Source organism: Opitutaceae bacterium TAV5 (assembly GCA_000242935.3).
Lineage (GTDB): Bacteria > Verrucomicrobiota > Verrucomicrobiia > Opitutales > Opitutaceae > Geminisphaera.
Genome location: CP007053.1, coordinates 496,991 through 514,239, shown reverse-complemented (window position 1 = coordinate 514,239; position 17,249 = coordinate 496,991). Strand labels below are relative to the sequence as shown.

Sequence of the window (17,249 nt, the reverse complement as noted above, 5' to 3'; positions counted from 1 at the left end):
TGCCTTGCGGACGGGGCGGCCTTGCCGCGGGGATCACTCCTCGCGGAGCAGTTCGGCGTCGGGCCCGATGAATTCGAGTTCACGCTCCAGCGTGAAAGAGCCGTCTTCGGGTTGCACGCGGAGGAGAAACCGGAAGTTGCCGGCATAGTCGGCGCGTTTTTGCTGGATCACGAAGGGCCGGACTTCCTCGGCGAGCGGGGCGATTTCCAGCAGGCCGTCGAAACCGAATTGCTGGATCGGCGGCGCGGGCACGGCGGCGGACGCGGCGACCGGTTCTGCGGTGACGCGGAAACGGACAGGTCCGGTACGTTTGTTGACGATACGCACGGAAAACTGGTTGCGGACGGTGTCGGCCGTCACGAAGTAAGGCGCGCCGGTCTGGCGGGTGACGCCGAGGCTGGCGGGGCGCACGGTGGAGAACGCGAAGGTCGCCACCGCGCCGCCGACGGCGAGCAGCACGAGGTAGACAAAAATGCGCGGGCGCAGCCAGTGGGTGCGCTGCCCGGCGAGGCCGTTGGTCGAGTCGTAGCGCACGAGGCCGCGCGGGCGCTTGAGCTTGGTCATCACCTCGTCGCACGCATCCACGCAGGCGGCGCAGGCGATGCACTCGATTTGAAGACCTTGGCGGATGTCGATGCCGGTGGGGCAGACCTGCACGCAGCGGTGGCAGTCGATGCAGTCGCCGATGCCGGCCGCGCCGGGATCGGCGGCAGTGGTGCGCGTGGGGCGGCCGCGGGGTTCACCGCGCCGGGCGTCGTAGCCGATGACGAGCGAGTTGTCGTCGATGAGCACGGATTGCAGGCGGCCATAGGGGCAGATGATGAGGCAGAGCTGTTCGCGAAACCAGGCGAAGTTGAAATAGAGGATGCCGGTCGCCACGGCCATGAAAACGAAGGACGCCCAATGCGCGCCGGGAGCGTGCGTCATCATCGACCATAGTTGCGGAATGGATACGAAGTACGCGAGAAACAGGTGGGCGATGCCGGCAGAGAGGAGGACGAACGCAACGTGCTTCCCGATGCGTTTGGCGGTCTTGGCGCGGGTCCAGGGCGCGGCGTCGAGCCGGCGGCGGGAGACGGCGTCGCCCTCGATCCAGCGTTCGACACGGCGGTAGAGGTGTTCGAGAAAGACGGTCTGGGGGCAGGCCCAGCCGCACCATACGCGACCGAGGAGGGCGGTGATGAAAAAGAGCGAGAAGCCGAGCCCCGTGATGCCGAAAAACATCAGCCACGCATCCTGGAAAGCGAGGGTGCCGCCAAAGAGGTGAAAACGGCGTTCGGCGATGTCGAGAAACACGGCCGGGTTGCCGTTGACGGGAATCCAGGGGAGAGCGAGGTAGAAGGCGATGAGGAGCCAGCCGGAGAGGCGGCGCCAGCGTGTGAACCGTCCGCGGGCGTCCGCCGGATGAAGGAACAGGCGCGAACCGTCGTCACGGATGGTGGTGACGGAATCGCGATTCGGACGGGGGGCGACGGGAGGTGGCATGGCGAGGAGGTTTTAACCACGGATTACATGGATGGACACGGATAAAACCGGGAATCGGGAATGCCCACGAAACACACGAAAAGACACGAAAAAAATACGAGGAATCCGGATAGTTTGGCTTTCGTGTCTTTTCGTGTGTTTCGTGGGCCTCCTTCCGTGGAATTTATCCATGCCGATCCGTGTAATCCGTGGTCAAAAATCCGATCAGTTTCCGGCCGCGGGTTCCTGGTGGTGCGACATGATGAAGGCGGCGGCTTCGGCGATTTTTTGCGGGCCGAGAACGGGGCCCCACGCCTGCATGCCTTTTTCGATCACGCCGTTGGTGATGGTGTGGACGACTTCGGTGGGTTTGCCGCCGTGGAGCCATTCGTCGTCGACGAGGTTGACGCCGATGCCGCCCTTGAGATCGGCGCCGTGGCAGGCGACGCAGTTGGCCTTGAAGATGGCCTCGCCGGCCTGGACGAAGGCGGGGTTGCGGCTCATTTTCCAGAGCGCTTCGTCATCGAGCTGCGCCGAGCCGGAGGAGAGGCGGATGGCCTCGATCTGCTGCATGGCCGTGATGGCCCGCTGGCCGTCGGTCACATCGCTGAAATGCTGCGTGGCCATCCAGTAAATGATGGCGAAGGCGATGGCGCCGTAGAAGGTGAGCAGCCACCAGTTGGGGAGGCGTTTGTCGTATTCGGCGATGCCATCGTAGACGTGGTGGCGGATAGGACCGTCGAGCTGGCCGGGCGGCGGCGGCTCGGTCTGCGGCCCGGCAGCGGCGGAGGAGGCGGTGGCGGCGGAGGAGGCGGCGGGTGAGTGGTCGTGGCTCATGGTGGATGGGTCGAAGGTCGTCTGGTGTTCGGTTTTCTTTGCAGGGGCGTCGCTCGCCGGCGCCCGCGTCAGCAGCATGAGGCTCCGCACGCGGGTGGCGGGCGTCGGCAAGCGACGCCCCTACGGTGTCTGGTCGTCATCGAGCGGAAGGTTGGCGAGGTGGTCGGTCCTGGCGCGGGTCATGCGCAGGGCGCGCAGGGTGATGGGCACGTAGATCGAGAGCGCCACGATGAAGGCGATCACCGTGAGGAGGCTGATCCAGTTTTCGATGACAAGACGGCGAAACATGACAAATGCGGAGTGCGGACGGAGTGTTCCGGGTGGTTTGAATTTCAGTGTTTCAGTTTGGCAGAGGAGGATGTCGCTTCGCGCGGTGCGGCTTTTCCGCGCCGCAGGCGCGTTACGGAATAACGGACGGTGCGACGGGCGCGGCGGGTTTGACGGTTTCGTAGGTACCGAGTTTCTGGAGGTAGGCGATGAGCGCCACGATCTCGCGGTCAGGCTGCGTGTAGAGTCCCTTGGCCTTGAGGCGGTCCGCCACTTCGGTTTCCTGCTTTTTGACCTGCGCGGCGATCTCCTCTTCGCTCCATTCGGGGAAGGGCACGCCGATCTGGCGCTGCACGTCGATCTTGCGCGGGAGCGCGGCGGTGTCGGTGACCTGGTCGAAGAGCCAGGGGTAGGCCGGCATGTTGGAGCCGGGCGACATGCGCGGGTCCCGCATGTGGTTGTAGTGCCAGTCATCGGTGTATTTGCCGCCGACCCGGGCGAGGTCGGGACCGGTGCGTTTGGAGCCCCACTGGTAGGGATGGTCGTAGATGGATTCGCCGAGGCGGGAGTAGTCGTCGTTCACGCCGGCGCGGCCGTAGCGCATGATGTCGGGCACGAGCGTGCGGATCATCTGCGAGTGGCAGTTGTAGCAGCCTTCGCGCACATAGATGTCGCGCCCGGCGAGTTCGAGCGGGGTGTACAGGACTTGCAGGCGGTCCTCGACGTTTTGCGCGCGGCTGGCGATGACGGTGGGCACGATCTGGATCATGCCGCCGGCGGCGACGGCGAGGAAGGTGAGCACGGTGAACGGCGTGGCATGGACGAGGAGCTTGTCGTACCACGCGGCCCACTTGCCGCCGCGCGTCTCGAAGTGCATCCACGCGAGGATGACACAGAGGATGGTGCCGAAGAGGCCGACGAGCTTCAGGAGGTCGCCGCCAAACATCCACACGCAGGCGAAGAGCGCGCCGAGAACGGAGAAGAGCACGGGCGGATTGAGCAGCGTGCCGCCCACGCCGAGGCGGACGGCAGGCTTGTCCTCGACAAACACCCGGATGGTGCCGTTGACGGGAGCGGCGCGCCAGATGGTGCGGCCGATATTGTAGATGAGAAGGCCCCAGCCGACAAGGTAGAGGCCGCCGCCGACGAGCCGGAAGAGCATCATGGGGCGGATCGTGTTGAGTGTCTCGACAAAGTTGGGGTGGGCGAGGATCGTGCCGTTGTCGGTGGTGGCGCTGAGCATCAGACCTTGGGTGATGCCGCTGGTCCACATGGCGGCGACGTAGAGGAGGATGCCGACCGTCCCGAGCCAGAAATGGAGATTGGCGAGGGATTGCGAGTGAAGGGGCTTGTTCCAGAGGCGCGGGGCGAGCCAGTAAAACATGCCGGCGGCCATGAAGCCGTTCCAGCCGAGGGCGCCGGCGTGGACGTGGCCGATGATCCAGTCGGTGTAGTGGCCGAGGGCGTTGACCGACTTGATCGAGAGAAGCGGCCCTTCAAACGTGGCCATGCCGTAAAAGGTGACGCCGGCGGCGAAAAACTTCAGGACGGGATCGGTGCGGAGTTTGTCCCACGCGCCGCGCAGGGTGAGCAGGCCGTTGAGCATGCCGCCCCAGGAGGGTGCCCAGAGCATGAGGGAAAAGGTCATGCCGAGCGCCTGGAGCCAGCCGGGGAGCGCGGTGTTGAGCAGATGGTGCGGGCCGGCCCAGATATAAACGAAGACGAGCGACCAGAAATGGATGACGGAAAGCTTGTAGCTGTACACCGGCCGCTCCGCCGCCTTCGGCACGAAGTAGTACATGATGCCGAGGATCGGCGTGGTGAGGAAGAACGCCACGGCGTTGTGCCCGTACCACCACTGCACGAGCCCGTCCTGCACGCCGCCGAAAACCGGGTAACTGTGCAGGAACGACGTGGGCAACGAGAGGTGGTTGACGATGTAGAGCATCGCCACGGTGATGATCGTCGCGATGTAGAACCAGATGGCGACGTAGAGGCTGGGCTCGTTGCGGCGGGCGAGCGTCCAGAAAAAATTCACCGCGAAGACGACCCAGATGAAGACGACGCCGATGTTGATCGGCCAGATGAGCTCGGCGTACTCCTTGCCGCGCGTGAAACCCATCGGGAGCGTGACGGCCGCCGCCACGATGATGAGCTGCCAGCCCCACATGTGGATCGCCGAGAGGACGTCGCTGGCAAGCCGCGCCTTCACGAGGCGCTGCGTGGAGTAGTAGATGCCGGCAAACATCATGTTGCCGACAAAGGCGAAAATGACGGCATTGGTGTGCAGCGGACGCAGGCGGCCGAAGGTCAGGTACTGGATACCCTCGGCCTTGAAACCGCCAAAGGTGATCCACTCGAGAAACTTCCCGTTCATCTGCCAGAAGTTGAGCTGCGAGGCGACGAGGACGCCGGCAAGCATGCCGACAGCTCCCCAGATGATGCCGGCCAGCATGAACTGGCGGACGATCTTGTCGTTGTATTCGAGCGTTACGGTGCGTGCAGCCATGGTCGTGAAGTGAGATGCGGTAGCGGAGGGTCGGGGCGGGTCTGGTCAGGTCGGAGGCAAGGCGGAGAGACGGCGAGGACGCTGCGGTTTCAGGCGCGGGATTTATCAGGACGCACGGGCGCGGCTTTTGCGGCGTTCGCAGGAGTGGCAGGAACCGTCGCCGTGGCAGTCGTGTTTTTCGCCATGCGAGGAGGGGCCGGGGTGATGGCCGTGCGCATGGCAGCGAGCCTCCGGGGCCGGGGAGCCGCCGGCGCCGGCTTCCGCGGCCAGCCGGGAGGCACGCGCGGCACGCGCCGCGGCGATATCGATCACCACCGGCTGGCTGCCGCTGCCGGACACGCGAGGGCGACGGGTAACACCGGCGCTGGACGGTTCCTCGTCGGCGAGAGGCAGGAGCGCCTCGCTCTCGGCGCTCGTGAATCGCCGGCGCGACTGTTCACGCCAGAAAAAGACAATGAAGGTGATCGTCAGGCAGAGGCTGATAACCAGCGTGAGAGGAATGATATCCATGTGTCTGGAAGAAAAGGAAACTTTATAGGTCCGATGAAGATCACTTCATGGTAACGGAAGGGCGAGGCTGACTCTCCGCGGGGGTTGGCTGCAACTGTGCGTTTTTTGTTTTCGCACAGATAAGGAACGATCATCGGACGACAATCGATCCAAAATCCGCGCAAGGCTCGCCAACTGATGCGAGGCAGGGAAGCGCCGGATATGGCACATTGCTGGCATGCACGATACCCTCATCGGGGCGCTCAAGGCCCGTAGACTCTACTTGCGCGTCCGGTGGGAGGTGAGGTTGAGGGCGTTGCCTCCGTCGTCGGCGCTGGCGGAGCCGGATGCGCTGGTTCATCTCATGGACTGGACGCTGGAGCAGTTTTTCCAGGAGTTGCAGACGGGGCCGCGGCATTCCGCGCGCGAGTCCGGGCAGCCCCGGTGCCCGTGCGGGCTCAATCCCCTGATCGCCTATTTTGTGACGGGCGAGGCGGCCCTGATGGAGATCATGCTCGATCCGCGGGGCCGCTGGGCGCACCTCGAACCCGGCCGGTGCACGGAGGAAATCACCATCGCCCGCGAGGCGATCCGGCGGGTGGCCGGCCGGGAGATCGATGCCTTCTGTGCGGTTTGCCAGCGCAAGGAAGCTCCGAAGACAACGCTGCCAAGCTCGTTCCTGCGTGGCTGAGCCGCCGCCGCCCTGGCAGGTCCGGGTATCCGGAAACCGGGCACATGATGCCGGATGAAGCTCCGGCCGGAGAGGCCGCCTGCAACTGCCGGTGTCCTCCCTTTCGTACGTTCTTCCGGAATCCGGCGGGGGGGCGGGTCAGCCGGTCGGGCCGGGTTCTTCGGGATGAAACGTTCCGGTCTCCGCCGCGCGCACGTAGCCCTCGGTGGCGCTCTTGAGCTGCTCCCACCGTTTGCGGATGGAGGCGGCTTCCTCGGGCGTGACTTTCTGGTCGGCCGAGGCGGCGGCGATGAGCGCCAGCATGTCGGCGAATTCCTGGACGATGCCGCTCGTCGCGGGAGCGAGCAATTCCGGGACGGGGCGTCTTTCGGCGTTCTGGATGAAAAAACCTCCGGCCTGCTGGCAGACCCAGCGGGCGATCCGGACGTCTCCGGTGGACCGGATGAGCTGGCCCACGCGCTCCAGCGGGCTGAATGACCCGCTGCCGGCAGAGGCGCCGGCGGGGACCTCCGCCCACTTGTAAACGAGTGAAAGCGACACGCCCAGGTCGGCGGCCACCTGTTTGGCGCTGGTATGCTTTAGTACCTCTTTGAGAACCTCGTGCGCTTCTTGCATGCACAGCGACGGTGCGCCGGTTCGGCCGAAAGGCAACAACGCCGGAGGGCCGTTCCGCGAGAAGCCCTATTTGCAAATCTCTTCTACTAGCAGGTTACTCATACAGATGTATTTATTCATGGGAAAAGTATGATGGAAGTCTCTTGATCACCTCCGGGTTGTCGCCATTGTTTTCCATATGAACCCAACCAACATTGCTCGCTCATTCGCACCGGTCGCGTTTGCTGCTGTTCTCGCACTCACCGGTTGTCAGCAAACGGCGACCACTTCTGCGTCACAGGATTCGGCACCGCAGGCGACCGCGACAAAGGCTTCGGTCCCGACAACTTCGGCCGATGCACTGAGGGCTGCTGCCAACACGTACTGGGATCTCGACACATGGACTTCCGCCGACGGCACCAGCCATCTTCCGACCTTGGTCACGCTGCGTCTCGGGGAAGGGGGGCGTGTCACCGGCTCTTCGGGTGAAAACGCCTATTTCGGCACGGCAGCGCTGGCCGAAGACGGCAGCCTCGACTGGGGGCGGGCTCTCGCCGCCACCCGCATCACCGGCAGCAGCCCGGATGTGGTCAAACGTGAAACCGCTTATATCGCCGATCTGAAAGCGACCACCCAGGTGGCGTTCCAGAAAAAGCGCCTCGTCTTCACCGGTCCTGACGCGCTGCGTCTGGAATTCGTTCCCGCCAAGGGTGAATGACGGATTTTCCCTCCGGCCTTCGACAGACTCGACGACTGCTCCCTGAACCAGGGGGCAGCGCCAAAAAGGACGCCCCGCTCACCGTGAGCGGGGCGTCCTTTTTGGCGCACCGGGAGCGCCGGTGTCCGGCGCATGATCTCTTGCCGGGCCACCCGCCGGACCGGTACAAGGCCGGTGCCACGCGGGGATCGATGCGCGTTGCCCCGGACTCAGAGCGCGGTCTCGCCGCGTTCGTCGGTGCGGATGCGCACGGCTTCCTCGATCGGGAGAACGAATATCTTGCCGTCGCCGATCTTGCCGGTCTTGGCCGCCTGGAGGATGGCGTTGATCGCCTTGTCGAGCATGTCGTCGGAGACGACGATCTCGATCTTGGTCTTGGGGAGAAAATCGACGGTGTATTCGGAACCGCGATAGATCTCCGTGTGGCCTTTCTGGCGTCCGAAGCCCTTCACCTCGGTGATCGTCATGCCTTCGATGCCGATCCCCGAAAGGGCTTCTTTCACGTTCTCCAGTTTGAAGGGTTTGATGATAGCGATGATGAGCTTCATGGGTGAGGGGAGTATTCATCGCCTGACCTGCGGAGCAAGGCAAGCGGTTTGGTGGCTTTGTTCGGGCGGTCCGGCGGAAAAAGTTTCCGGGGCGGATTTTTCAGCAGCCAGCGGTGTTTTTAGTCCGGATCTTCCAGCCGATCCAGAGCAGCCCGAGCCAGAGCGGAATCAGCAGCACCTGCACGGCCATGTCCGCGAGCGTGGCCATCACCACGAGGATGAAGGCCACGAAGGCGAGGCACAGGTAATTGGTCCAGGGTGCTCCCCATGAGGGAAACCGCGACACATGCGCCTCGCGGTCTTTGGCCCGGCGAAAATACAGGTGCGTGATGCTGATCAGCGCCCAGTTGAGCACCAGGGCCGCCACCACCAGCGCGAGGAGATAGCCCAGCGCTTTTTCCGGAACCGTGTAATTGATGATGACGCCGAGGCCGGTCGCCAGGGCCGAGGCCACCAGCGCCAGCACGGGCACGCCACGCCTGTCCACCTTGAGCAGGGCGCGCGGGGCATTGCCCTTCAGGGCGAGCCCGTAAAGCATCCGGCTGTTGCAATAGACGCCGCTGTTGTAGACCGAGAGCGCCGCCGTGAGGATGACAAAATTCAGCAGATGGGCGGCGCCGGCGACACCGTGCTGGCTGAGAATCAGCACGAAAGGACTGGCTCCGTAGCTGTCCCCCGCCTTGCCGGCGGCGGCGACCTTTTCGGCCATCACATCCCACGGCATCAGCATGAGCATCACGCCGATCGCGCCCACGTAAAAGATCAGGATGCGGAACATCACCTGGTTGATGGCCCTGGGGATCGTCCTGTACGGTTCGGCCGTCTCCGCCGCGCTGACGCCGACGAGCTCCAGGCCGCCGAACGAGAACATGATGATGACCAGCGCCACGGCGAAGTGGCGGGCGTCCGTCGCGAAGAACCCCCCGTGTGTCCACAGGTTGGATACCGCGGCCTCCTCGCCGCCCCGGCCCGAGAGCAGCAGCCAGCCGCCAAACGCGATCATGCCGAGCACCGCCAGCACCTTGATGATCGAGAACCAGAACTCGGCCTCGCCGAAGATCTTCACGTTGGCCAGATTGATGGCGTTGATGAGGACAAAGAAGACCAGCACCGGAATCCATTGCGGCATGTCCGGCGCCCAGTAGTGGATGTATTTGGCCACCGCCGTCAGCTCCGTCATCCCGACCAGCACGTAGAGCACCCAGTAGTTCCAGCCCGACATGAACCCGGCAAATCCGCTCCAGTATTTGTAGGCGAAGTGGCTGAACGAGCCGGCCACCGGTTCTTCCACGATCATCTCGCCGAGCTGGCGCATGATCAGGAACTCGATGATGCCGCCGATCGCATAGCCGAGGATCATGGCGGGGCCGGCGAGCTGGATGACGCCGCCCGAGCCGAGAAACAGGCCGGTGCCGATGGCTCCGCCGAGGGCGATGAGCTGGATATGACGATTTTTCAGGCCGCGTCTGAGCGTGCCGTCCGCATTGCGGTCGGGGGGGACGATGGCGGAGGAGGGCGTTCCGGGCATCCGGACATCCACGCCGGACCGGAGCGGTTTTCAACTCCGAATTCGTCCGCGGGAGATTGGCGTTGCCGCACAATCCCTCCGCTTGATTCCGGGCCGACAGGCGGCCACGCTGCTGCCTTCATGGGATCCCTCTACGAAAAAATTGCCCGTCCGCTGTTTTTCCGTCTCGACTGCGAGCCGGCGCACGAAGTCGCCGTGACCGCGCTCAATGTGCTCGGCAAGCTGCCGCCGCTGTGCCGCGCTCTCGAAGCGTGGCACCGCCTGCCGCGCTCCGTATACCGCCCGGTGCGCGCTTTCGGGCTGGAGTTTCCCAATGCCGTCGGGCTCGCCGCGGGCTTCGACAAGGAAGGCGCCATCTGGCCGGCGATGGCGGCGCTGGGTTTCGGCCATGCCGAGATCGGCACCGTCACCGCGCTGGCGCAGCCCGGCAACCCGAAGCCGCGCATGTTTCGCTACCCCGCGCAGGAGGCCGTCATCAACCGGATGGGTTTCAACAACTCGGGCGCGGAGCACGTTGCCCGCCGTCTCGCCCGGATGCCCGGCCCCGGCAAGCGCCGCATCCCCGTCGGCGTCAACCTCGGCAAATCGAAAGTCGCCTCGCTGGAGGAGGCGGTTGGCGACTACCTCACGAGCTTCGGCCTGCTCGCCGACCATGCCGACTACATCGCGATCAACGTCAGCAGCCCCAACACGCCCGACCTGCGCAAGCTCCAGGAAAAGGACCGGCTCGAAGGCGTGCTGCGCGCCCTCTGCGAGGCCAACGCCGCCCGTGCCACTGCCGGCAAACCGCGCCGCCCGATCCTCCTCAAGATCGCCCCTGATCTCTCGTGGCAGCAGATCGACGACGTGCTCGAAACCCTGCTCGGACTCGGCCTCGACGGTATCATCGCCACGAATACGACGCTCGCCCGCCCCGGCTGGTTTGCCACGGTCAACGAAACCGGCGGACTCAGCGGCGCGCCCGTCCGCGAGCGTTCGACGGAGATAATCAAGTACATCTCCCGCGCCACGCATGGCCGCCTGCCGATCATCGGCGTGGGCGGCATCATGGATACGAAGGCCGCCTGCGAGAAAATGGACGCCGGCGCCTCGCTCGTGCAGATCTACACCGGGATGATCTACCGTGGCGCGTTTTTCGCGGCGCAGCTCGCCCGCGCGCTCGCGGACAATCACCGGGCGGGCTGGTGAAGGGCTGGCCGCAGGAGCAGATCGCATGACGCGCGCGGAACTCGGACGGCTGTTGCAGGAGAGCATCCGGAGAGATTGCCCGGGGAGCGGCGGCATTCCTGCCGCTGCCTTGCCGGACAGTGTCTCCACAAGACCGGCAACCCGACAGGGGGCGGATGAACTTCCCGGGAAGATCGGGGCGAGGCGCGTTGCGCCTCGTCGCAGCGGCAGGAATGCCGCCGCTCCCGCAATTCACCTCGTCGACGAACGTGACCCGCTCCGCTTCCGCATCGCGCTGGCCGACGCCGTGGCCGCGGATGACGGCCGTCCGGTTTTTATCGCCGACCCGTCCTGGGGCGAACGCGAGCGGGCGCAGTTCGCCGCGCTCGCGGCTCAACCATCGCTTCCTCTCGTGGCACGGGCTTCCAGCCCGTGGACGGCGCTCCGCGCCGCAAATGTCCCCCCTCCCTGTCCGGCAATCATGGGCAAGGATGCCCATGCCACATCACGGGCTGGAAGCCCGTGCCACTCCGGCTGGCTCTGCATCCCCACCGGCGGTTCCTCGGGCAACCTCAAGCTCGCCCGCCACGACGGGCAAACGCTGGCCGCAGCGGTGGACGGTTTTTGCCGCCACTTCGGCGTGGGCCGGGTCAACGCGGTCGGGCTCCTGCCGCTCCATCACATCAGCGGCCTGATGGCCTGGATGCGCTGCGCGTTGACCGGCGGTAGCTACCGGCACGCCGACTGGAAACGCATCGAACGCGGCGAGGAGCGCCCTGCTCCCGGCGACAATGTAGCTGCGAACGCCGCCACGTTTCTTTCGCTCGTGCCGACCCAGCTCCAGCGATTGCTGGACAACGCCGACGAGTCCGCGCTGGCGTGGCTGCGCGGGTTTCGTGCCGTCTTCATCGGGGGAGGCCCGAGCTGGCCGGCGCTGGTCGAGGCGGGCGCGGCGGCGCGGCTGCCGCTGGCGTTTTCTTATGGCATGACAGAGACGGCGGCGATGGTGGCGGCGCTCACGCCGGAGGAGTTTGCCGCCGGCGGACGCGGCGCCGGCCGCCCGATGCCGCACGCGCGCATCGACCTGATGGCGGATGGAGGCGGCGGCAACCGCATCGCGATCCGTTCGGCGTCCTTGTTTCACGGATACTGGCCCGGCTGGCGCGCCGTCGCTAGCGCGACGGGAGTTCAGCGTTCAGGGTTCGGGGTTCAGGGTGCAGGGTTCGGGGCGCAGGAGGGGCGGGAGACCGGCGATGTCGCATCTTCCGGTAACCCTGAACCGGAAACCCTGAACTCCGAACTGGCGCGAAGCGCCGCTTGGGAGACCGGCGACGCCGGTTCGTTCGACGCGGCCGGCAGCCTGCATGTTTCCGGACGCCGCGATGCGCTGATCATCACGGGAGGCGAAAAGGTCAACCCGCAGGAGGTCGAGGCGGCGTTGCGGGCGACGGGGTTTTTCCCGGGTGACGTGGCTGTGATCGGCGTGCCCGATCCCGGGTGGGGCGAGGCGGTGGTGGCGTGTTATCCGGCGGACGACTCGTTTCCTCCGGTGGATGCCGCCGCCGTGCGCGCGGCGCTGACCGGCAAGCTGGCGCCGTTCAAATGTCCGCGCCGCTACGTGGCTGTGATGCCCTGGCCGCGCTCGGCGCAAGGCAAGCTCAACCGCGAGGCGCTGCGTCGCCACGCTGCCGGAGAAGCCGCGTGACAGACGCTTCGTTGTCCTGCCGCGCCGGTTGCGGCGCATGTTGCATCGCGCCGTCGATCAGCACACCGATCCCGGGCATGCCGTTCGGGAAGCCGGCGGGCGTGCCCTGTGTGCAGTTGTTGCCCGACTTGCGCTGTGCGATTTTCGGCCGGCCGGAACGCCCCGCCGTCTGCGCGAGCCTGCGTCCGTCGCAGGAAATGTGCGGTGCGGATCGCGCCGCCGCGCTCGCGCATCTCGATGCGCTCGAGGTGGCGACGACGCCGGGATGAATCCTTCATCGCCAGTGGCAATGATTACTCGCCGATGATTTTTACGAGGACGCGCTTGCGGCGCAGGCCGTCGAACTCGCCGTAAAAAATCTGTTCCCACGGGCCGAAATCGAGCCGGCCCTCGGTAACGGCGACGACGACCTCGCGGCCCATGATCGTGCGCTTCAGGTGGGCGTCGGCGTTGTCCTCGCCGGTGCGGTTGTGATCATAATGCGAATACGGTTTTTCGGGCGCCAGTTTTTCGAGCCAGCGTTCGAAGTCGGCATGGAGGCCGGATTCGTCGTCGTTGATGAAGACGCTGGCGCTGATGTGCATCGCATTGACGAGACACAGCCCCTCGCGGATGCCGCTTTCGCGCAGGCACGCCTCGACTTCGGGCGTGATGTTGATGAATTCGCGGCGGCGCGTGATGTCGAACCAGAGTTCTTTTCGGAAGGATTTCATGACAGGAAGCGGGGAGGGAGCGGAAAGGATGGCGTTTACGATTCGCCGAGCAATTCCAGCGCGGCGGCGAGGACAGGTTTTTTGCCATCGGCGACGGCGGCTTCGAATTCGGGCAGGCGGGCCTGCACGGAGGGTTTCTGGTAAAAACGCGTGCGCAGGCTTTCGTTGATGAGCGTGTGCATCCACTCGATGGCCTGGGTGCGGCGCCGTTCGCGGAGCGCGCCGCTGGCCGTAGTGGCCTCGAAATACGCCTCGGTGGTTTTCCAGACTTCGGGCACGCCCTGGCCGGTGAGCGAAGAGGCGAGCAGGGCGGGGACTTCCCAGCCCTCGGTGTGAGCCTTGAGGATGTGGAGCACGCGCTTCATCTCGGCCTGCGCGAGCGTGGCGCGGGGAAGGTTGTCGCCGTCGGCCTTGTTCACGACGAGCGTGTCGGCGAGCTCGATGACGCCTTTCTTGATGCCCTGGATTTCGTCACCCGCGCCGGAGATCATCAGCACGAGAAAATAATCGACCATCGAACGGACGGTGACTTCGTTTTGACCCACGCCGACGGTCTCGACGATGACGACATCGTAGCCGGCCGCCTCGCAGACGAGGACGGCTTCGCGGGTCTTGCGGGCGACGCCGCCGAGCGAGCCGCCGGAGGGCGAGGGGCGGATGAAGGCGGCGGGGTGTTGCGAGAGTTTTTCCATGCGCACCTTGTCGCCGAGGATGCTGCCGCCGGTGAGCGAACTGGAGGGATCGATGGCGAGGACGGCGACGCGATGGCCGAGGCCGGTGAGATGCGTGCCGAAGGCTTCGATGAAGGTGGATTTGCCGGCGCCGGGGATGCCGGTGATGCCGATGCGTTTGGCGCGTCCGGTGTGCGGGAGCAGGCGGGCGAGCAGTTGCTGGGCGAGTTCCTGGTGCGCGGAGGCGTTGCTTTCGATAAGCGTGATGGCGCGGCCGAGGACGGTGGGGTTGCAGGCGAGGACGCCCTGTTCGTACTCGTCGAGCGTGAGCGTGCGGCGGCGCGGCGCGGCGGAGGAGGAGGCGACGGCGCCGCCCTTGCCGGTGCCCTGGACGATGCGGGTGGCGAAGGCGCGATTGCCGACGGCGTTGTCCGGTACCCAGTCGGGAACCTCGCCGGCGGGGAGGCTGTGGGCGTGATCGTGAGAGTGGCGGGAGGAATCGGGAGAGGGCCGGGTCATGAGGATATTTCCGGGAGGTTCTGGAAATTAACCGCGAAGGACGCGAAGGATGCGAAGATCGGAAAAAATGAAACCGCAGGAGTTTAATCGACCCATTGGGCATGCACTCATTGAGCACCATGATGGCAGTATTGGGTTCATCTTCGCGCTCTTCGCGTCCTTCGCGGTAAAAATCAATTTTTGGAAGTTCCCGTCTGCTCCACGATGCGGATGCTTTTCACCTCGATACGGTCGCGCGGTGTGCTGTTTTCGCGTCCGTCGGGGCGGGTGGGAGCGGTGGCGATCTTGTCGAGCACGTCATCGCCGGCGATGAGCTGGCCGAAGGCGGTGTACTGGCGGTCGAGAAACTTCGCATCGCCGTGGCAAATGAAGAACTGGCTGCCGGCCGAATCAGGGTCGCTGGAGCGGGCCATCGAGATGACGCCGCGCACGTGGGACCTGGAGTTGAATTCGGCCTTGATCTTGTAACCGGCATCTCCTGTGCCGGGGGTGCCGGTGGCGCCGGGTTTGGTGTTGGGGCAGCCGCCCTGGATCATGAAGCCCTTGATGATGCGGTGGAAGGCGGTGTGGTCATAAAACCCGTCGCGGGCGAGTTTTTTGAAGTTTTCGACGGTGTTCGGGGCGACCTCGGGCCAGAAGGCGATGGTCATGTCGCCGTAAGTGGTCGAGATGACGGCGACTTCCTTGCCGGCGGCTGCAACCGGTTTACTGTCGGCAGGTACGGCGTCTGCGGCGGCAACGGTCGTTTGCACGAAGGCAAGCGACATGGCGGCGAGGGTGGTGAGGAGCGAAAGGAGTTTTTTTGGATTCATACGCCGGTCAAGGTGGCAGATGCTCCGGCGTCACGACAGTGAAAAATGATCGGCAAGGAATCGAAACGGGAAAAGGAGGCAGGCTTAAAAGAGAGGGATGCATTCGTAGTGGAAGACATCGACCACGGTGTTACTGCGGGTCATGGCGACGTCGACAATGTCGAAGCGGTAATGATCGGGACGGGGGTCGCAGCCGTGGAGCCAGGCGCGGCAGGCACGCCGGAGGACGAGTTTTTTGGCCCGGCTGACGGCGTGGTAACCGGGGACGAGCGCGGTGGCGGCGCGGGTTTTGACTTCGACAAAGACGATGATGCCGGCGTCGTCGCAGATCAGGTCGAGCTCTTCGCGACGGTCGGCGGGGTTGCGCCAGTTGCGGGCGAGGATGCGGTAGCCCTTGGCGCGGAGGTAATCGGCCGCGGCCTGTTCTCCGATGTCGCCACGGGCACGGGCAGGTGAGGAAGGTGCATCGATACGGCGAGAGGCGTTTTTCATGAGCCTCATGGACTACTGCGTGGTAAAGAGCGGGAAACGAAATATCGCAGGGAGGAGGCGTCAGCCGGAGGCCAGCAGGCGGCGGAGGGTTTCGTCGACCTGTTTCGGATTGGCTTTGCCGCGACTGGCTTTCATCACGGGGCCTTTGAGGCCGTTGATGGCGGATTCCTTGCCGGCGCGGAATTCGTTGGCGGCCTTTTCGTTGGCGGCGATGGCATCGCGGCACCATTGCTCGAGTTCGTTGGAGTCGGTCGGGACGGTCTTGAGACCACGGCGATCGGCGATGGCCTCGGGGGCGTCGCCGGTGGCGAACATGTCGATGAAAACTTCTTTGGCGGTGTTGTTCGTGAGAAGGCCGTCGGCGATGAGTTTCACGAGAGCAACGAGGTTGGCCGGAGGGATTTTCGCGGCGGCTTCGTCGAAAGTCGCATTGGCCGCGCCGAGTTCACGGAGAAGATCGTTGGTGATCCAGTTGCCCAGCGGCTGCGCGAGAGCGGGGCCGGCGAGCTGGACGGCGGTGTCGTAGTAGCCGGCGAGGGGTTTGTCCCAGATGAGGACGCTGGTGATGGTGTAGGGGAGGCTGTAATCGGCCATCAGGCGGCGCTGGCGGTCGAAGGGGCGTTCGGGAAGCGTGGCGGCGATGGTGGCTTTCCAGGCGTCATCCACACGGACGGGCAGGAGGTCGGGGTCGGGGAAAAAGCGGTAGTCATGCGCGTCTTCCTTGGTACGGAGGGATTGCGAAGCGCCAGTGAGACCGTCGTAGTCGCGGGTTTCCTGCACGACCCGGCCGCCGGACTGGACGAGAGCGGTCTGGCGTCTGATTTCGTGGGCGATGCCGTCGCGGACGTAGGAGATCGAGTTGAGATTCTTCATTTCGACCTTGGTGCCGAGCGTCGTGCTGCCGGCAGGACGGATGGAGACGTTGGCATCGCAGCGCATCTGGCCTTTTTCCATGTCGCAGTCGGAAACGCCGCCCTGGACCATGACGGCGCGCAGGGCGGTGAGGAAGGCGAAGGCTTCATCGGCGGAGTGGAGTGCCGGTTCGGTGACGAGCTCCATCAGCGGGGTGCCGGCGCGATTGTAGTCGACGAGGGAGTCGGTGGCGTGGTGGTTGAGTTTGCCGACGTCTTCTTCGAGGTGGATGCGGTTGAGAGGGATTTTTTTGTGTTCGCCCATGATGTTGCGGGCGGGACCGGGGAGTTCGATTTCGACTTCGCCGCCGAGGCAGATGGGGTGGAATTGCTGGGTGAGCTGGTAGTTTTTGGGAGAGTCGGGGTAGAAGTAGTTTTTGCGATCCCAGCGGCATTCGGGGGCGATGGTGCAGCCGACGAGAAGACCGGCTTTGATGATCTGGTCGATGGCGGCCTTGTTGAGGACAGGAAGCGCGCCGGGGAGAGCGAGAACGACGGGATCGGTGAGGGTGTTGGGTTCGTGCCCGTAGCCGGCGGGAGCTCGGGTGAACATCTTGGTCCGGGTTTTGAGCTGGATATGGACTTCAAGTCCGATGACGGCTTCGTATTGCATT

The 17,249-nt window shown here is 64.7% G+C and carries 18 protein-coding genes; 5 read left to right on the top strand and 13 right to left on the bottom strand.

Annotated features, from left to right (window positions below):
• Positions 1-33: 33 nt before the first annotated feature.
• The 5 genes from OPIT5_02735 to OPIT5_02715 form a co-directional block, all read right to left on the bottom strand.
• The gene (locus tag OPIT5_02735; GenBank protein AHF89337.1) at positions 34-1,485 is read right to left on the bottom strand and encodes a cytochrome C oxidase; all 1,452 of its coding nucleotides are present in this window, start codon (positions 1,483-1,485) and stop codon (positions 34-36) included.
• 204 nt (positions 1,486-1,689) lie between these two features.
• Positions 1,690-2,379 (bottom strand): cytochrome C oxidase subunit III, encoded by a 690-nt coding sequence (locus OPIT5_02730; GenBank protein AHF89336.1) that lies wholly within the window; start codon positions 2,377-2,379, stop codon positions 1,690-1,692.
• A 42-nt stretch (positions 2,380-2,421) separates the two neighbouring features.
• Positions 2,422-2,589 (bottom strand): hypothetical protein, encoded by a 168-nt coding sequence (locus OPIT5_02725; protein AHF89335.1) that lies wholly within the window; start codon positions 2,587-2,589, stop codon positions 2,422-2,424.
• Positions 2,590-2,701: 112 nt separating this feature from the next.
• The gene (locus tag OPIT5_02720; GenBank protein AHF89334.1) at positions 2,702-5,077 is read right to left on the bottom strand and encodes a bifunctional cbb3-type cytochrome C oxidase subunit I/II; all 2,376 of its coding nucleotides are present in this window, start codon (positions 5,075-5,077) and stop codon (positions 2,702-2,704) included.
• Positions 5,078-5,182: 105 nt separating this feature from the next.
• Positions 5,183-5,587 (bottom strand): hypothetical protein, encoded by a 405-nt coding sequence (locus OPIT5_02715; protein AHF89333.1) that lies wholly within the window; start codon positions 5,585-5,587, stop codon positions 5,183-5,185.
• Between the two features lie 217 nt (positions 5,588-5,804).
• Here OPIT5_02715 and OPIT5_02710 point away from each other — a divergent pair, with 217 nt between their 5' ends.
• Complete coding sequence (locus tag OPIT5_02710; GenBank protein AHF89332.1) at positions 5,805-6,257, top strand: hypothetical protein; 453 nt, start codon at positions 5,805-5,807, stop codon at positions 6,255-6,257.
• 138 nt (positions 6,258-6,395) lie between these two features.
• On the opposite strand, the gene OPIT5_02705 is transcribed toward OPIT5_02710, so the two are convergent.
• Positions 6,396-6,872, bottom strand: a complete 477-nt coding sequence (locus OPIT5_02705) for a hypothetical protein (GenBank protein ID AHF89331.1) — start codon at positions 6,870-6,872, stop codon at positions 6,396-6,398.
• 178 nt (positions 6,873-7,050) lie between these two features.
• Between OPIT5_02705 and OPIT5_02700 the strand changes: the two genes are divergently transcribed.
• On the top strand, positions 7,051-7,569 hold the full coding sequence (locus OPIT5_02700) for a heat-shock protein (protein ID AHF89330.1): 519 nt from the start codon (positions 7,051-7,053) through the stop codon (positions 7,567-7,569).
• A 209-nt stretch (positions 7,570-7,778) separates the two neighbouring features.
• Here OPIT5_02700 and OPIT5_02695 read toward each other — a convergent pair whose 3' ends face one another.
• Both OPIT5_02695 and OPIT5_02690 read right to left on the bottom strand, forming a co-directional pair.
• Positions 7,779-8,117 carry a nitrogen regulatory protein P-II 1 gene (locus OPIT5_02695; GenBank protein AHF89329.1) on the bottom strand — a complete coding sequence of 113 codons (339 nt, stop codon included), beginning with the start codon at positions 8,115-8,117 and terminating at the stop codon, positions 7,779-7,781.
• Between the two features lie 100 nt (positions 8,118-8,217).
• The gene (locus OPIT5_02690; GenBank protein AHF89328.1) at positions 8,218-9,645 is read right to left on the bottom strand and encodes an amino acid permease; all 1,428 of its coding nucleotides are present in this window, start codon (positions 9,643-9,645) and stop codon (positions 8,218-8,220) included.
• 120 nt (positions 9,646-9,765) lie between these two features.
• On the opposite strand from OPIT5_02690, the gene OPIT5_02685 reads away from it, so the two are divergent.
• Genes OPIT5_02685 through OPIT5_02675 form a run of 3 tightly spaced genes read left to right on the top strand, consistent with a single transcriptional unit; the run spans position 9,766 to position 12,786 of the window.
• Positions 9,766-10,833: a dihydroorotate dehydrogenase gene (locus OPIT5_02685; protein ID AHF89327.1), complete on the top strand. Its 1,068-nt coding sequence runs from the start codon at positions 9,766-9,768 to the stop codon at positions 10,831-10,833.
• A 25-nt stretch (positions 10,834-10,858) separates the two neighbouring features.
• Positions 10,859-12,517, top strand: a complete 1,659-nt coding sequence (locus OPIT5_02680) for an O-succinylbenzoate-CoA ligase (protein AHF89326.1) — start codon at positions 10,859-10,861, stop codon at positions 12,515-12,517.
• Positions 12,514-12,786: a proteinase inhibitor gene (locus OPIT5_02675; protein AHF89325.1), complete on the top strand. Its 273-nt coding sequence runs from the start codon at positions 12,514-12,516 to the stop codon at positions 12,784-12,786. Before OPIT5_02680 ends, OPIT5_02675 begins: the two co-directional genes overlap by 4 nt.
• Before the next feature lie 24 nt (positions 12,787-12,810).
• Here OPIT5_02675 and OPIT5_02670 read toward each other — a convergent pair whose 3' ends face one another.
• The 5 genes from OPIT5_02670 to OPIT5_02650 all read right to left on the bottom strand — a co-directional run bounded on the left by OPIT5_02670 (position 12,811) and on the right by OPIT5_02650 (position 17,248).
• Positions 12,811-13,230: a hypothetical protein gene (locus OPIT5_02670; protein ID AHF89324.1), complete on the bottom strand. Its 420-nt coding sequence runs from the start codon at positions 13,228-13,230 to the stop codon at positions 12,811-12,813.
• A 35-nt stretch (positions 13,231-13,265) separates the two neighbouring features.
• A complete protein-coding gene (locus tag OPIT5_02665; protein ID AHF89323.1) occupies positions 13,266-14,420 on the bottom strand; it encodes a transporter in 1,155 nt (384 codons plus the stop codon).
• Between the two features lie 173 nt (positions 14,421-14,593).
• Complete coding sequence (locus OPIT5_02660) at positions 14,594-15,232, bottom strand: peptidyl-prolyl cis-trans isomerase (GenBank protein AHF89322.1); 639 nt, start codon at positions 15,230-15,232, stop codon at positions 14,594-14,596.
• 84 nt (positions 15,233-15,316) lie between these two features.
• The gene (locus tag OPIT5_02655) at positions 15,317-15,733 is read right to left on the bottom strand and encodes an endonuclease (protein ID AHF89321.1); all 417 of its coding nucleotides are present in this window, start codon (positions 15,731-15,733) and stop codon (positions 15,317-15,319) included.
• Positions 15,734-15,784: 51 nt separating this feature from the next.
• Positions 15,785-17,248: an aspartyl/glutamyl-tRNA amidotransferase subunit B gene (locus tag OPIT5_02650; GenBank protein AHF89320.1), complete on the bottom strand. Its 1,464-nt coding sequence runs from the start codon at positions 17,246-17,248 to the stop codon at positions 15,785-15,787.
• Position 17,249 lies beyond the last annotated feature (1 nt).

Coding starts and splice junctions, on each gene's coding strand:
- OPIT5_02735 (AHF89337.1), bottom strand. CDS start 1,485: ATGCCACCTCCCGTCGCCCCCCGTCCGAATCGCGATTCCGTCACCACC.
- OPIT5_02730 (AHF89336.1), bottom strand. CDS start 2,379: ATGCTGCTGACGCGGGCGCCGGCGAGCGACGCCCCTGCAAAGAAAACC.
- OPIT5_02725 (AHF89335.1), bottom strand. CDS start 2,589: ATGTTTCGCCGTCTTGTCATCGAAAACTGGATCAGCCTCCTCACGGTG.
- OPIT5_02720 (AHF89334.1), bottom strand. CDS start 5,077: ATGGCTGCACGCACCGTAACGCTCGAATACAACGACAAGATCGTCCGC.
- OPIT5_02715 (AHF89333.1), bottom strand. CDS start 5,587: ATGGATATCATTCCTCTCACGCTGGTTATCAGCCTCTGCCTGACGATC.
- OPIT5_02710 (AHF89332.1), top strand. CDS start 5,805: ATGCACGATACCCTCATCGGGGCGCTCAAGGCCCGTAGACTCTACTTG.
- OPIT5_02705 (AHF89331.1), bottom strand. CDS start 6,872: ATGCAAGAAGCGCACGAGGTTCTCAAAGAGGTACTAAAGCATACCAGC.
- OPIT5_02700 (AHF89330.1), top strand. CDS start 7,051: ATGAACCCAACCAACATTGCTCGCTCATTCGCACCGGTCGCGTTTGCT.
- OPIT5_02695 (AHF89329.1), bottom strand. CDS start 8,117: ATGAAGCTCATCATCGCTATCATCAAACCCTTCAAACTGGAGAACGTG.
- OPIT5_02690 (AHF89328.1), bottom strand. CDS start 9,645: ATGCCCGGAACGCCCTCCTCCGCCATCGTCCCCCCCGACCGCAATGCG.
- OPIT5_02685 (AHF89327.1), top strand. CDS start 9,766: ATGGGATCCCTCTACGAAAAAATTGCCCGTCCGCTGTTTTTCCGTCTC.
- OPIT5_02680 (AHF89326.1), top strand. CDS start 10,859: ATGACGCGCGCGGAACTCGGACGGCTGTTGCAGGAGAGCATCCGGAGA.
- OPIT5_02670 (AHF89324.1), bottom strand. CDS start 13,230: ATGAAATCCTTCCGAAAAGAACTCTGGTTCGACATCACGCGCCGCCGC.
- OPIT5_02665 (AHF89323.1), bottom strand. CDS start 14,420: ATGACCCGGCCCTCTCCCGATTCCTCCCGCCACTCTCACGATCACGCC.
- OPIT5_02660 (AHF89322.1), bottom strand. CDS start 15,232: ATGAATCCAAAAAAACTCCTTTCGCTCCTCACCACCCTCGCCGCCATG.
- OPIT5_02655 (AHF89321.1), bottom strand. CDS start 15,733: ATGAGGCTCATGAAAAACGCCTCTCGCCGTATCGATGCACCTTCCTCA.
- OPIT5_02650 (AHF89320.1), bottom strand. CDS start 17,248: ATGCAATACGAAGCCGTCATCGGACTTGAAGTCCATATCCAGCTCAAA.